Here is a 12,855-nt window from a genome sequence, read left to right on the forward strand (position 1 = left end):
AGGGCAAATGAAGGAAGCGACGTGCAGGTAGCACGTCGCCGATCAATTGTAAGTCACGAAATCGAGATTAGTTCCATGCGAAGCACTCTGTGGAATTATCGCAGGTTGCCGCAAAATCGCTGGATTCGCTTGCACGCGTCCTCAAGATCGCTGGTCTTCGTCGCATAGGAGATGCGGAAGGCGGGGCCGAGGCCGAACGCCGATCCCTGCACCACCGCGACGCCCTCGGTCTCGAGCAACTCGGTGACGAAATCCTCGTCGGTTTCCAGTTTCTTGCCCGACGGCGCGGTCTTGCCGATGGTGCCCGCGCAGGACGGATAGACGTAGAACGCTCCCTCCGGCCGCGGACAGTCGATGCCCTTGGCCTGATTGAGCATCGACACCACCAGATCGCGGCGCTCCTTGAACACCTTGTTGTTCGCGGGAATGAACTCCTGCGGACCGTTCAGCGCCTCGACCGCGGCCCATTGCGCGATCGACGACGGGTTCGAGGTCGATTGCGACTGGATCGTCGCCATCGCCTTGATGAGCTTCTCGGGGCCCCCGGCGTAACCGATGCGCCAGCCGGTCATGCAATAGGCTTTCGACACGCCGTTCACGGTGAGGGTGCGGTCGAACAGTTTCGGCTCGACCTGCGCCGGCGTCACAAAAGTGAAGTCATCGTAGACAAGATGTTCGTACATGTCGTCGGTCATCACCCAGACGTGCGGATGCTTCACCAGCACGTCGGTCAGCGCCTTCATCTCGGCCTGGCTGTAAGCCGCGCCGGTGGGGTTCGACGGCGAGTTCAGGATGATCCACTTGGTCTTCGGCGTGATCGCCTTTTCCAGATCGGCGGCCTGCAGCTTGAAACCATGCGCCGCGGTGCAGATCACAGGCACGGATTCACCACCGGCCAGCGCCACCATTTCCGGATAGCTAACCCAGTATGGCGCCGGGATGATGACCTCGTCGCCCGGATTGATGGTCGCCATCAGCGCATTGTAGAGCACTTGCTTGCCGCCGGTGCCGACGGTGATCTGGCTCGGCTTGTAGGTCAGGCCGTTCTCGCGCTTGAACTTGGCGATGATCGCGTCCTTGAGTTCGGGGATGCCGTCGACCGCGGTGTACTTGGTCTTGCCGGCCTCGATGGCGTGGATCGCCGCCAGCTTGATGTTGGCCGGGGTGTCGAAATCGGGTTCGCCTGCGCCCAGCCCGATGACGTTACGGCCGGCCGCTTTGAGCTGACGTGCTTTATCCGTGACCGCAATTGTCGCGGACGGCTTCACACGGTCGAGCGCGGCGGACAGGAACGACATCATGATCTCCTTGAGGTGTGTAAAAGCCCGGAATCGCAGTGTTGCGCGGGCGTACGCACCCTAAAGCGCCCAACGCTGCATCGCAACCGTCGGATGGGCGAAACTGTCATGTGAAATGGCTTTCTTCCCTCTCCCCTCGTGGGAGAGGGGAAAAGAGATGGTCGCGAATGATAAACAGCCTCAAACGCGAAAAGCCGCAGTGCTTCAGGAAACATTAAAAACGGACGGCTAGGTTCGGCGCAACATTCATAAAGTTTGCGCGGCAATGTCCCTCCTTCTGCAGCGCCTCAGGACCGGTGAATGGCTGACGCCCGCGCGCATCCGCGGCTACAGCCTGATCATGCTCGGCATCACCGTCGTCGCCATCGTCGGCTGGATCGCTCTGGCGGACGGCCTGATCGACCGCAACGGCAAGCCGCTCGGCACCGACTTCTCCAACGTTTACGCGGCCGGAACGCTCGGCTGGGTCGGGAAGGCCGCCGATGCGTATGTGCCCGCACTCCAGCACGCCGCCGAAAAGGCAGTGTTCGGCAACAACACGCCGTTTTTCGGCTGGCATTATCCGCCGTTCTTCTTCGTCGTGGCGTTCGCGGTCGCGGCTTTGCCCTATGTGTGGGGCCTGTTGATGTGGATGGTGGCCGGACTCGCCGCCTACCTGGCGGCCATCCACGCCATTCTGCCGCGCCGGGAAACCTGGCTCGCCGCACTCGCCTTCCCCGCCGTATTCGTCAACATCGGCCACGGCCAGAACGGCTTCCTCACTACCGCGCTGCTCGGCGGCGCGCTGCAGATCATGGATCGCCGGCCGTGGCTCGCCGGCGTGCTGATCGGGCTGCTCGCCTACAAGCCGCAATTCGGCGTGCTGATTCCGCTGGCGCTGCTGGCCTCGGCGCGCTGGACCACCATCGCATCGGCGGCAGCGACGGTGGTGGCGCTGGCTGCCGCGACCACCGCGGTTCTCGGCACCGGCATCTGGCAGGCGTTTCTCGCATCCACGGCATTCACGCAGAACGTCGTGCTCGAACAGGGCGGCACCGGTTGGGAGAAAATCCAGTCGATCTTCTCCGCCGTGAGTGCGTGGGGCGCGAATGTCCCGATCGCCTATACGATCCAGGTCGCTCTGGCGCTCGTCCTCGCCGCAAGCATCGTGTGGCTGTGGCGCAGCAGCGCGGCGTTTGAATTAAAGGCGTCGGCGCTGGCAACGGCGAGTCTGCTGGCGACGCCTTACGTCCTCGACTACGACCTCGTGGTGCTGGCGGTCGCGATCGCCTTCTTCGTCCGATACGGACTGGCCCATGGTTTTCGCGATTGGGAAATCACCCTGCTTGCGGCCGCATGGATCGTGCCGCTGATCTCACGCGGCGTCGCCGGCGCGACCACCTTACCGCTCGGCCTGATCGCCATGCTGGCGCTGTACGCGATCACGATCCGCCGCGCGGTTCGCGATCTGCAGGACACGCAGCAAAAGCGGGCGCCGCTCGCGAATTCACTCACTGCAACTTGAGCGAAAGCTGCGGCACGTTCGCGCAGGTGTGATCTGCGGATCGTGTCGGATCGTTAAATTTGTTCTCTACAACCGCACTGCAGCGCAGGTTTCGACTATTTCCAGCCTCGGGCTCTTGCGGCATGCGCCTCGCGCCATCATTGTCCTGACAATGACGACGCCCGAATCCGAAGGACAGAATGTACAAGCTCTATTCGATGCAGCGCTCCGGCAACAGCTACAAGGTCCGCCTTGCGCTGGCGCTGTTGAGCGCGCCCTATCAGGCCATCGAGGTCGACATTCTGCGCGGCGAAAGCCGCACGCCGGACTTCCTTGCCAAGAATCCGAGCGGCCAGGTGCCGTTGCTCGAAGTCGCTGACGGCCGCTACCTCGCCGAATCGAACGCGATCTTGTGGTACGTCGCGATCGGCACATCGCTGGCGCCGGAAGATCGCATTGATCGCGCAGAAGCGCTGCAATGGATGTTCTTCGAGCAGCACGCGCTGGAGCCCAGCGTCGGAGCCGCGTATTTCTGGCTGGCGCTGGTGCGCGGCGGCCGCGACCTGCAGACCCACGCGCTGGAAGACTGGATGGAGCGCGGCTACGCAGCGCTGCGGGTGATGGAAAATCACCTCAAGACCCACGACTACTTCGCGGCCGGTCATCTCACCGTCGCCGACATCGCGCTCTACGGCTACACCCATGTCGCCAACCAGTGCGACTTCGACTTGTCCGGCTATCCCTCGGTGCGGGCGTGGCTCAAGCGGGTCGAACGGCAGCCGCGTTTCGTCTCGATGGCCTGGACGCCCGACGCCCCGGCCAATGACGAGGATCTGGTCGCAGAAGCGTGATCCTGCGGATAACCCGCAAACAGCGGGCATAACCTGCATTGACCCCGCCCCGCGGCCATGGTTTGGCCATTTTCTATGCATGTTGCGCCGCAATCCTGACAGCGATTCCTGCCAAATCTACCGGACGCGGGTGATTCGCCCGCGCCATGAAGGATTTACGGCCATGATACGGTCGCTCGCTGCGGCACACGGCTTTGGAAGCCGGACCGCACGCACTGCTTCTTCACGTTTGACCGGCGCCGTCGCGGCATCACTTGCGCTCGGCTCGCTGTCGCTTTGCCTGGTCGTCGTCATCGCGGCCATGTCGATCAGGGTCGCGTCGGCCATGCCGATCGGCTGAACGAGCCGGGCCGGCGTTTGGCCGGCAGCAGCATCACACTCATTTCAGGGCGTCCGGGGGCACGGGTTGATTGGCGGGCGTGTGCCCGACGGAGACGTATTATGAAAGCACCTTTGGTCATTGTCGCCGCGTCGCTGACAGTTGCGATCATCCTGACCGCATCGTTGCTGATCGCGACCGGAACGCGCGGCGCCAGCGCGACCTACGAACCGGCACACATTCCGCACGCTTCTCCGGCGAGGTGAGCGTTCACGACCATTTGTGGAAGATGAAGAACGCGCCGAGTGCAATGAAGGCAAAGCCGAGCGCGTGATTCCAGCCCAGCGGCTCCTTCAGATACAAAATCGAGAATCCGGCGAACACGATCAGGGTGATGACCTCCTGGATCGTTTTCAGTTGCGCGGCGCTATAGATCGCGCTGCCCCAGCGGTTGGCCGGAACCGCCAGCCAGTACTCGAAAAACGCAATGCCCCAGCTCACCATGATGACCAACGGCAGCGCGCTGCTCTTGAACTTCAGATGGCCGTACCAGGCGAAGGTCATGAAGACGTTGGATGCGAACAGCATCAGGATCGGCAGCACATACGGCGAAATGAACGTGGGCATGAACATCCTTCCGGTCTTTGGCGGCTCTCGCCGCGCGGGGCATTCCAAAAGTGCCCGGCGGCGGTATTGGTTCCCTGTGGATAAATCCGAGCGTCACCATCCTGTAACAGAGCATGCCTAGTTTTTGCGAGCGTCTGATCCGGCCCCCCGTCGCAGATCACACGCCAAAGCGGTCCCCGGTCGCGCACTCCCCTCATGCGCAGCGTCAGACCGGGGCCGCATTTTTTTGTCCGCCGGATGTCTCCAGACGCTATAAACGCCCGTCTCCTCGCCCGGACCGCTTCATGATCCGCGTTGCCTTCGTCCTGACATGTCTCGTGCTGCTGTTTCTGGTGCTGCTGCCGTTCCAGATCGCAGGCATCGTCTTCAACACTAGCCTGCAACGCACGGTGCCGCGGCTATTCCATCGCGTGCTGTGCAAGGTGGTCGGCGTCCGCATCCGCGAGGTCGGCGAGCGCACCCGTGAGACCCCGGCGCTGATCCTGTCCAACCACGCCTCATGGCTGGACATCGTGGTGATCGGCGCGATCGCGCCGGTGGTGTTCGTGGCGAAATCCGAAGTGGCGGCATGGCCGGTGTTCGGGCTGCTGGCGAAACTGCAGCGCACGATCTTCATCGAGCGCGAACGCCGCCACAAGACCGGCGCGGCGGCGCGCGAAATGGCCGAGCGGCTCAGCGGCGGCGATGCCGTGCTCCTGTTTCCCGAAGGCACATCAAGCGACGGCATCCGTATCCTGCCGTTTCGCTCCGCGCTGATCGGGGCGGTCCATCACGCCATCGGCGATTCTTCGCATCATGAGCGCGTTACCGTGCAGCCGGTGTCGCTGGCCTATGTCGGGATCGGCGGCGTGCCGGTCGGCCGCGCGCTGCGCGACAAGGTGGCGTGGTACGGCGACGCTGATCTGCTGCCGCATTTCTTCGGGGTTATCGCCGTCGGCGCTATCGACGTCACCGTGAGCTGGGGCGAGCCGGTTGCCTACGACATCAATGCCGATCGCAAACAGATCGCACGCGATGCCGAAGCCGCGGTGCGGCGGATGACGGCGAGGGCTTTGCGTGGCGCGCCGATCTCCGGCAACATGACGCCCGAGGAAACAAACCCGCTCTCCCTTCCCGCCCGCCCCTGACAGGAATTAAAAATGGAAACAAGAAACCTCGGCGGCTCCGGCCTACGCGTCTCCGCTGTCGGCCTCGGCTGCAACAATTTCGGCCAGCGAAGCGATCTGGAGACCTCGCGCAAGATCATCCACAAGGCGATCGATCTCGGCATCACGCTGTTCGACACCGCCGATATCTATGCCGGGCGGGGCGGCTCGGAGAACGTGCTCGGGCAGGTGCTCGGCGACCGCCGCAAGGACATCGTGCTCGCGACGAAATTCTCGAAATCGATGGCCGACGACGGCACCAAGCAGGGCGCATCGCGGCGCTACATCATGCAGGCGGTCGAAGACAGCCTGCGCCGGTTGAAAACCGACTACATCGACCTCTATCAGCAGCACGACTACGATGACCTGACGCCGATCGACGAAACCCTGCGCGCGCTGGACGACCTGATCCGTCAGGGCAAGGTGCGTTACATCGGCTGCTCGAATTTTCCGGCATGGCGCGTCGCCGAGGCCCAGCTCATCGCGCGCAGCATTAACTCCTCCGCTTTCGTATCGTGCCAGGACGAATACAGCCTTCTGGTGCGCGGCATCGAGAAGGATCTGCTGCCGGCGGCGAAGGCCTACAATCTCGGCCTGCTGCCCTTCTTCCCGCTGGCGAACGGCCTTCTCGTCGGCAAATACAAGCGCGGGGAAAAGCCGCCTGCGGATTCGCGCCTCGGCAAGGTCGATTACCTGCGCGAGCGCTACATGAACGATAGAAACCTGGACATCGTGCAGAAGCTCGGCGAATTCGCCCAACAGCACGGCAAGACGCTGCTCGAACTGGCGTTCTCATGGCTCGCGGCCCGGCCGCAGGTGTCGAGCGTCATCGCCGGCGCGTCCAGCCCCGAACAGATCGAGCAGAACGTCAAGGCGATCGCGTGGAAGCTGACGGCCGAGGACATGGCGGCGATCGACGAGATTACGAAGCGATAGTGGGTGCATAAACATCCCGAGTACTGATTTATTGTCATCGCCGGGCTTGTCCCGGCGATCCCGATGAGGCGGGCACGGTGCTCACCTAAGCGAGATGGCCGGACCAAGTCCGGCCATGACAACCTCGACTGGAGCCGTCACTTGCTTCCAACCAGACTCTCAGGATGACCTCGACGACAGACCGAACGATGACACATCCGTCACCCGATCGTCCCGCGCAACCCCGCGCTATAACCTGCCCGCGCTGCGGCGCGGCGTTCACTTGTGATCTGGCGGGGCGTTGCTGGTGCATGGATGAAGCCGCACGGCTGCCGATGCCGGTCGAGGGCGAAGACTGCCTGTGTCCGTCATGCCTGCGCGCTGAGGCCGCACGACGCGAAGCCGATCAGCCGTAACGCAGCTTCATCGCGATAATGATCAATGTCAGGACCATCGAGACGGCGTTGGCGGCAATCAGCGGCCAGTTGCCGATCGCAATGCCGTAGATCAGCCACAGCAGGATGCCGCCGGCGAACACCAGATTGGTCGCCAGCGAAATCGCATGGGTATCCTTGAGACGGATGACGCGCACCACCTGCGGCAACCAGCACAACGTGGTCAGCACGGCGGCCAGCGCACCGACCCAGTGAACGACGGCAGGAACAGACTCGGTCATCGCTCAGGAGCTAGCGGCGATGTGTTACCGCTGCATGACGGATCTCGTTGACAGCCTAGGCCGCGTAACCGGGCACATTGCGCGCGAGGCCGCCAAAGGCATCAAACAGCTTCTCGCGCCATGCGTGGACGGGGTCGTCCTCTTTCAGCAGCTTGAACGGGCTGACGATACGCGCCCACTGGAACGGGCCGAACACGATGTAGTCGGCGTAGTTCGGCTTGTCGCCGCCGAGGAACGGCTGTGTCTTCAGTGTCAGCCGCAGCGGGTCGAGACTTTTGCGGAACGCATCGATCTTGTGGTCGCGCTCGGCCGAGACATCTTCCAGCGGGCGGCCAAGACGTGCCTCGCGGCTTTCGCGGAAATAGATCTCATCCTTCTCGGGCAGGTGCTGCGGAATGTCTGCGACGATCAGCGGAAAGATACCGCCGAGCACCACAGTATCGCCCCACCAGTTCAGCATTCGGCCCATGGCGCGGCCGCCTTCGCCGCCGAACAGCGACGGACGATCCGGATAAGCGTCATCGAGATAGTTGGCGATGACCCACGAATCGACCACCGCCTTGTCGCCGTCGAGCAGCACCGGGACCTTCTCCGATTTGTGCGGGCGGATCGCGTCCTTCTCGGTGAAGCGCCACGGAATCGTTTCATGATCCAGCCCCTTGTGGGCCAGCGCCATGCGCGTGCGCCAGCAATAGGGGCTGAACACACGCTCCGAATCCGTGCCGCACAGTTCGAACAGCTTGCGCGCCATGATTAAGCCTTCACCACAGCAGCGGTCTGGCCGAACAGCACCTTTTTCTGTTCGTCGGTACTGATGGTGGGGTTCGGATTGATCTTCGGACCCTGTTCATAAGCCCGCACGGTCGCGGGCCGCGCGCGAATGGCCTCGAACCAGCGCTTCAGATGCGGGAAGTCTTCCAGCTTCTGGCCCTGACGCTCGTAAGGCACGATCCACGGATACGCCGCCATGTCGGCGATCGAATAGTCGCCTGCAACGAACTCCCGGTCGGCGAGACGCTTGTTCAACACGCCATAGAGGCGGTTGGTTTCGTTGACGTAACGGATGATCGCATATGGAAGCTTTTCCGGAGCATAAACCGAGAAATGATGGTTCTGGCCGGCCATCGGGCCGAGGCCGCCCATCTGCCACATCAGCCACTGGATCACGTCGAAGCGCTTGCGCAGATCCTGCGGCATGAACTGGCCGGTCTTTTCCGCGAGATACATCAGAATCGCGCCGGATTCGAAGATCTTCACCGGCTCGCCGCCGTCCGTCGGCGCCTGATCGATGATCGCGGGCATGCGGTTGTTCGGCGAGAAAGAGAGGAATTCCGGCTTGAACTGATCGCCCTTGCCGATATTCACGGGATGAATTTTGTACGGCGTGCCGGTTTCTTCGAGAAACATCGTGATCTTGTGGCCGTTTGGCGTCGGCCAATAATAGAGATCGATCATCTTTGCAGTCCTGCTGAGGTGAGCTAATCCGGCGCGCGCGGCGCGCGAAATTGAATGCGATTGCATGAATTTCGCGCCGTCTGTCCGCCAAGTCAATACGCATCACAACGCCCGCGCAGAATCGTGATCCGCCGAGGACACGCGTTGATCCATCCCCATGACGGCGCTGCGGAGCACCGCAACGCCGTCACTCAGGGGCCTGAGCAGTCTCGACCACGAAGCGCTGCCTTACATGCCGAGAATGGCGATATCCTTCACTGTGCCGCTGACGCCGGAAATCCTGACGGCTTCGGTGGCCTTGCCGGTCGCGAGATCGACGCTGTAGAGCGTGTCGCCCGCCATCAGCCAGCCTTCGTTCTTCCCAGACGAATCGGTGGAGATATCGAACGCAGCATTATCGGCCTTGATGCCGAGCTTGCCGATGGCGCTGAGAGTGCCGTCATTCGGCGGAGCCTGCTTGATGAGGCCGCTGATGGTGCCGTCGATGTTGAGCAGCGTGGTTTCCTTGGTTCCCTTCACCGAGTTGGTATAGGCGCCGGCGACGATGTTCGGCTTTTCGCCCTTGTGCATGTCGCCGTCGGCGTATTTGTGGCTGCCGTCTTTCGTCACCTTGCCGTCATCGACGTTGCCGCGCAGGCTGGTGCCATCCGAACTCATGATGCGGATGCGGTCCGCGGCAGGATTGAAATCGACGGTAATAGCGCCGCCTTGCGCCATGGTTTCGAGTTTCGATTTCATCGTTGCCTTGCCGTCCTTGGCAACGGTGACGACCGTGCCGTCATCGACGACCCCCGTAGAGCATGCCGTCGGCGGGGCGCACATCGATCCCGACCAGAGCGCCGGAAATGCCGCTGACCTTGACGGTTCCAGTCACCTTCTTCTGCGCGGTATCGACCATGGCGATAGTGTCGCCACCGATCAGGGTCGCAACTTGCGCGGCGTTTGCCGCAACTGAGGTCATCAACAGTGCCGCTGATGCAGCGACGAGCGAACGAACAATCATGGACACACTCCCTTGTGAAATCGGCGACGATGCCGCGCGAGCTACGGCAGCGAACAACCGCCGGTTTCCGTTTTGCGGCGCTTTGCCCCGCGTCCCGGTGCCACATCGACAGGTCCTGAGGATATTTTTTGCGAGGGAACAATCGGCCTTCCAACCGCCGAAAATTCTTCCCATATTGCGTCCATGGCGAAGAAACCCGGCTCTCCGAAGACCACCGTCAAAACCCCGAAATCGAAAGTGCACCGTCCCGACGTGCAGCCGATTGCGCCTGCGCTGGCGGAACTGCTCAACCCCGCGATCAATCGCGGCGAAAGTGGCATCGGCTCCTCGACCGGGTTGCAGCCGCCACCCGACAATTCCCGCGACCGCCGCTCCGGCGGCGAGGCCGCGATTCATCGCGCCCGCGCCTCGACGCCGAAGACATTCAACGACGACGAGCAGCACCGTTCGCAGACACATGGCGCCGGCTTCGACGAAGCGCCCCAATCTGATTTCAAGACGCCCAATTACGGCACCAGCGCGCCAATCCCGACGCTCGATCCCGAACTGGCGAAACAGCTCGGCTACACCACCGAGGAAGAAGACGCAGCCGCGATGGCCCGGCCGCCGCGCAACAAGATGGAAGCGCTGGGCGTGCAGGCCACGGCGGACGCGCTCGAAGCGCTGATGCGCGAGGGCCGTCCCGAATTCCGCAAGGACGACGGCAGCCTGAAAGTGTGGACGCCGCATCGCCCGCCGCGCCCGGAAAAATCCGAAGGTGGCGTCCGTTTCCAGATCAAGTCCGAGTACGAACCAAAGGGCGACCAGCCCACCGCAATCAAGGAACTGGTCGAAGGCGTCAAACGCAACGACCGTACCCAGGTGCTGCTCGGCGTCACCGGTTCGGGCAAGACCTACACCATGGCGCAGGTGATCGAGGCGACGCAGCGCCCGGCGCTGATCCTCGCGCCGAACAAAACGCTGGCGGCGCAGCTCTACGGCGAGTTCAAGAATTTCTTCCCCGACAATGCCGTCGAGTACTTCGTCTCGTATTATGACTACTACCAGCCGGAAGCCTACGTTCCGCGCACCGACACCTATATCGAGAAGGATTCGTCGATCAACGAACAGATCGACCGGATGCGCCACTCCGCGACGCGCGCGCTGCTGGAGCGCGACGACGTCATCATCGTCGCCTCGGTGTCGTGCATCTACGGTATCGGCTCGGTCGAAACCTACACCGCGATGACCTTCGCGATGAAAAAGGGCGAGCGCATCGACCAGCGCCAGATCATCGCCGATCTGGTCGCCCTGCAGTACAAGCGCACTTCGGCGGATTTCACCCGCGGCACCTTCCGGGTGCGCGGCGACGTGATCGACATTTTCCCGGCGCACTATGAAGACCGTGCCTGGCGCATGAATCTGTTCGGCGACACCATCGACACTATCGAGGAGTTCGATCCGCTCACCGGCCACAAGCAGGACGAACTCGAGTTCATCAAGGTCTACGCCAACTCGCACTACGTTACGCCGCGCCCGACGCTGATTCAGGCGATCAAGGGCATCAAGAGTGAACTGAAATGGCGGCTCGACGAACTGAACGCGCAGGGCCGCCTGCTCGAAGCGCAGCGCCTCGAGCAGCGCACCACGTTCGACCTTGAAATGATGGAAGCGACCGGCAGCTGCGCCGGCATCGAAAACTATTCGCGCTACCTCACCGGCCGCAAGCCGGGTGAACCACCGCCGACATTGTTCGAATACGTGCCTGACAACGCGCTGGTGTTCGCAGATGAGAGCCACGTCACCGTGCCGCAGATCGGCGGCATGTTCAAAGGCGACTTCCGCCGCAAGGCGACGCTGGCCGAATACGGCTTCCGCCTTCCGTCCTGTATGGACAATCGCCCGCTGCGCTTTGAAGAATGGGACATGATGCGCCCGCAATCGGTCGCGGTCTCAGCGACACCAGGCGGCTGGGAGCTGAACGAAAGCGGCGGCGTGTTCGTCGAGCAGGTGATCCGCCCCACCGGCCTGATCGATCCGCCGGTCAATATCCGCCCTGCCCGCACCCAGGTCGACGACCTCGTCGGCGAGGTCCGCGCCACCGCGGCAGCGGGTTATCGCTCGCTGATCACCGTGCTGACCAAGCGGATGGCGGAAGACCTCACCGAGTATCTGCACGAGCAGGGCATCCGCGTCCGTTACATGCACAGCGACATCGACACCATCGAGCGCATCGAGATCATTCGGGATCTTCGTCTCGGTGCATTTGACGCGCTGGTCGGCATCAACCTGCTGCGCGAAGGCCTCGACATTCCGGAATGCGCGCTGGTCGCCATTCTCGACGCCGACAAGGAAGGCTTCCTGCGTTCGGAAACCTCGCTGATCCAGACCATCGGCCGCGCAGCACGTAACGTCGACGGCAAGGTCATTCTCTATGCCGATCAGGTCACCGGCTCAATGGAGCGCGCCATCGCCGAAACCGACCGCCGCCGTGAGAAGCAGGTCGAATACAACACCGCGCACGGCATCACTCCGGAGAGCATCAAGCGCTCGATCGGCGACATTCTCGGCAGCGTTTACGAGCGCGACCATGTGCTGGTGGAAATCGGCGACGGCGGCATGGCCGACGATGCGGTGGCGATCGGCCACAATTTCGAGGCGGTGCTGGCCGATCTCGAAACAAGGATGCGGGAAGCTGCCGCCGATCTCAACTTCGAGGAAGCCGCGCGGCTGCGCGACGAGGTCAAGCGCCTTCGCGCAACCGAGCTGGCCGTCGTCGATGATCCGACCATCAAGCAGCGCGGCGTGGCGGCAAAAGCCGGCGCCTACGCCGGCAAGAAGAAGTATGGCGACGCGGCGAACCTGCCGGCGCAACTGGACCGGGCCGCGGCCGCGACCAAATCCCGCGCGCGCAAGCCGACCCTCGATGAAATGGGACCGGGCATGGAAAGCAGAATTTTCCAGCCGAAGTCGATGCGTGAAAGCGGACAGGAGCACTCGGGCCGCTCCACCGGGCCTTCACCACGCTCCAGCGGCGGAGCACCGGGCAAGCGCGGCGGGTGGAAGAAGAGGTAGGTTCGCCGCTCGACCTCGGCAATTTGCCC

The 12,855-nt window shown here is 62.6% G+C and carries 15 protein-coding genes; 8 read left to right on the forward strand and 7 right to left on the reverse strand.

Annotated elements, in window-relative coordinates; genetic code table 11:
- Nucleotides 1-95 precede the first annotated feature (95 nt).
- Nucleotides 96-1,298 (reverse strand): pyridoxal phosphate-dependent aminotransferase, encoded by a 1,203-nt coding sequence (locus ASC80_RS13140; protein WP_056298902.1) that lies wholly within the window; start codon nt 1,296-1,298, stop codon nt 96-98.
- Between the two features lie 265 nt (nt 1,299-1,563).
- Here ASC80_RS13140 and ASC80_RS13145 point away from each other — a divergent pair, with 265 nt between their 5' ends.
- From ASC80_RS13145 to ASC80_RS23755, 4 genes are all read left to right on the forward strand, one after another.
- Nucleotides 1,564-2,802: a glycosyltransferase family 87 protein gene (locus ASC80_RS13145; protein ID WP_056297700.1), complete on the forward strand. Its 1,239-nt coding sequence runs from the start codon at nt 1,564-1,566 to the stop codon at nt 2,800-2,802.
- Between the two features lie 179 nt (nt 2,803-2,981).
- Nucleotides 2,982-3,632 (forward strand): glutathione S-transferase family protein, encoded by a 651-nt coding sequence (locus tag ASC80_RS13150; RefSeq protein ID WP_056297703.1) that lies wholly within the window; start codon nt 2,982-2,984, stop codon nt 3,630-3,632.
- A gap of 163 nt (nt 3,633-3,795) precedes the next feature.
- A complete protein-coding gene (locus tag ASC80_RS24180; protein WP_200941192.1) occupies nt 3,796-3,972 on the forward strand; it encodes a hypothetical protein in 177 nt (58 codons plus the stop codon).
- A 101-nt stretch (nt 3,973-4,073) separates the two neighbouring features.
- The gene (locus tag ASC80_RS23755) at nt 4,074-4,217 is read left to right on the forward strand and encodes a hypothetical protein (protein WP_156464388.1); all 144 of its coding nucleotides are present in this window, start codon (nt 4,074-4,076) and stop codon (nt 4,215-4,217) included.
- A 4-nt stretch (nt 4,218-4,221) separates the two neighbouring features.
- On the opposite strand, the gene ASC80_RS13160 is transcribed toward ASC80_RS23755, so the two are convergent.
- A complete protein-coding gene (locus ASC80_RS13160) occupies nt 4,222-4,578 on the reverse strand; it encodes a DMT family protein (RefSeq protein WP_056298905.1) in 357 nt (118 codons plus the stop codon).
- A gap of 284 nt (nt 4,579-4,862) precedes the next feature.
- On the opposite strand from ASC80_RS13160, the gene olsA reads away from it, so the two are divergent.
- The 3 genes from olsA (at nt 4,863) to ASC80_RS13175 (ending at nt 7,054) form a co-directional block, all read left to right on the forward strand.
- Nucleotides 4,863-5,705: a lyso-ornithine lipid O-acyltransferase gene (olsA, locus tag ASC80_RS13165; RefSeq protein ID WP_056297709.1), complete on the forward strand. Its 843-nt coding sequence runs from the start codon at nt 4,863-4,865 to the stop codon at nt 5,703-5,705.
- Between the two features lie 12 nt (nt 5,706-5,717).
- Nucleotides 5,718-6,659 (forward strand): aldo/keto reductase, encoded by a 942-nt coding sequence (locus tag ASC80_RS13170; RefSeq protein WP_056297712.1) that lies wholly within the window; start codon nt 5,718-5,720, stop codon nt 6,657-6,659.
- Between the two features lie 188 nt (nt 6,660-6,847).
- Nucleotides 6,848-7,054: a cysteine-rich CWC family protein gene (locus tag ASC80_RS13175; RefSeq protein ID WP_056297715.1), complete on the forward strand. Its 207-nt coding sequence runs from the start codon at nt 6,848-6,850 to the stop codon at nt 7,052-7,054.
- Here ASC80_RS13175 and ASC80_RS13180 read toward each other — a convergent pair.
- The 5 genes from ASC80_RS13180 to ASC80_RS24640 all read right to left on the reverse strand — a co-directional run bounded on the left by ASC80_RS13180 (nt 7,045) and on the right by ASC80_RS24640 (nt 9,772).
- On the reverse strand, nt 7,045-7,314 hold the full coding sequence (locus ASC80_RS13180) for a SemiSWEET family sugar transporter (protein ID WP_056297718.1): 270 nt from the start codon (nt 7,312-7,314) through the stop codon (nt 7,045-7,047). The genes ASC80_RS13175 and ASC80_RS13180 overlap by 10 nt on opposite strands.
- A gap of 55 nt (nt 7,315-7,369) precedes the next feature.
- Nucleotides 7,370-8,065: a glutathione S-transferase family protein gene (locus ASC80_RS13185; RefSeq protein ID WP_056297721.1), complete on the reverse strand. Its 696-nt coding sequence runs from the start codon at nt 8,063-8,065 to the stop codon at nt 7,370-7,372.
- Between the two features lie 2 nt (nt 8,066-8,067).
- Entirely contained in the window at nt 8,068-8,769 is a 702-nt protein-coding gene (locus ASC80_RS13190; RefSeq protein ID WP_056297724.1) for a glutathione binding-like protein, read from the reverse strand.
- A gap of 228 nt (nt 8,770-8,997) precedes the next feature.
- On the reverse strand, nt 8,998-9,591 hold the full coding sequence (locus tag ASC80_RS13195; protein WP_349509660.1) for a DUF4394 domain-containing protein: 594 nt from the start codon (nt 9,589-9,591) through the stop codon (nt 8,998-9,000).
- Nucleotides 9,548-9,772, reverse strand: coding sequence for a hypothetical protein (locus tag ASC80_RS24640; RefSeq protein ID WP_349509661.1), 225 nt, complete (start codon nt 9,770-9,772; stop codon nt 9,548-9,550). Before ASC80_RS24640 ends, ASC80_RS13195 begins: the two co-directional genes overlap by 44 nt.
- A 183-nt stretch (nt 9,773-9,955) precedes the next feature.
- Between ASC80_RS24640 and uvrB the strand changes: the two genes are divergently transcribed.
- Nucleotides 9,956-12,826, forward strand: a complete 2,871-nt coding sequence (gene uvrB, locus ASC80_RS13200; RefSeq protein WP_082512568.1) for an excinuclease ABC subunit UvrB — start codon at nt 9,956-9,958, stop codon at nt 12,824-12,826.
- The last annotated feature ends 29 nt before the right edge of the window (nt 12,827-12,855 follow it).

This window comes from Afipia sp. Root123D2, assembly GCF_001425835.1.
In the GTDB taxonomy this organism is placed as follows: Bacteria; Pseudomonadota; Alphaproteobacteria; order Rhizobiales; family Xanthobacteraceae; genus Afipia.

What these genes read in the sequence shown, in the direction of transcription:
- ASC80_RS13140 (WP_056298902.1), bottom strand. Translation starts at nt 1,298, where the DNA reads ATGTCGTTCCTGTCCGCCGCGCTCGACCGTGTGAAGCCGTCCGCGACA.
- ASC80_RS13145 (WP_056297700.1), top strand. Translation starts at nt 1,564, where the DNA reads ATGTCCCTCCTTCTGCAGCGCCTCAGGACCGGTGAATGGCTGACGCCC.
- ASC80_RS13150 (WP_056297703.1), top strand. Translation starts at nt 2,982, where the DNA reads ATGTACAAGCTCTATTCGATGCAGCGCTCCGGCAACAGCTACAAGGTC.
- ASC80_RS24180 (WP_200941192.1), top strand. Translation starts at nt 3,796, where the DNA reads ATGATACGGTCGCTCGCTGCGGCACACGGCTTTGGAAGCCGGACCGCA.
- ASC80_RS23755 (WP_156464388.1), top strand. Translation starts at nt 4,074, where the DNA reads ATGAAAGCACCTTTGGTCATTGTCGCCGCGTCGCTGACAGTTGCGATC.
- ASC80_RS13160 (WP_056298905.1), bottom strand. Translation starts at nt 4,578, where the DNA reads ATGCCCACGTTCATTTCGCCGTATGTGCTGCCGATCCTGATGCTGTTC.
- olsA (WP_056297709.1), top strand. Translation starts at nt 4,863, where the DNA reads ATGATCCGCGTTGCCTTCGTCCTGACATGTCTCGTGCTGCTGTTTCTG.
- ASC80_RS13170 (WP_056297712.1), top strand. Translation starts at nt 5,718, where the DNA reads ATGGAAACAAGAAACCTCGGCGGCTCCGGCCTACGCGTCTCCGCTGTC.
- ASC80_RS13175 (WP_056297715.1), top strand. Translation starts at nt 6,848, where the DNA reads ATGACACATCCGTCACCCGATCGTCCCGCGCAACCCCGCGCTATAACC.
- ASC80_RS13180 (WP_056297718.1), bottom strand. Translation starts at nt 7,314, where the DNA reads ATGACCGAGTCTGTTCCTGCCGTCGTTCACTGGGTCGGTGCGCTGGCC.
- ASC80_RS13185 (WP_056297721.1), bottom strand. Translation starts at nt 8,065, where the DNA reads ATGGCGCGCAAGCTGTTCGAACTGTGCGGCACGGATTCGGAGCGTGTG.
- ASC80_RS13190 (WP_056297724.1), bottom strand. Translation starts at nt 8,769, where the DNA reads ATGATCGATCTCTATTATTGGCCGACGCCAAACGGCCACAAGATCACG.
- ASC80_RS13195 (WP_349509660.1), bottom strand. Translation starts at nt 9,591, where the DNA reads ATGTGCGCCCCGCCGACGGCATGCTCTACGGGGGTCGTCGATGACGGC.
- ASC80_RS24640 (WP_349509661.1), bottom strand. Translation starts at nt 9,772, where the DNA reads ATGATTGTTCGTTCGCTCGTCGCTGCATCAGCGGCACTGTTGATGACC.
- uvrB (WP_082512568.1), top strand. Translation starts at nt 9,956, where the DNA reads ATGGCGAAGAAACCCGGCTCTCCGAAGACCACCGTCAAAACCCCGAAA.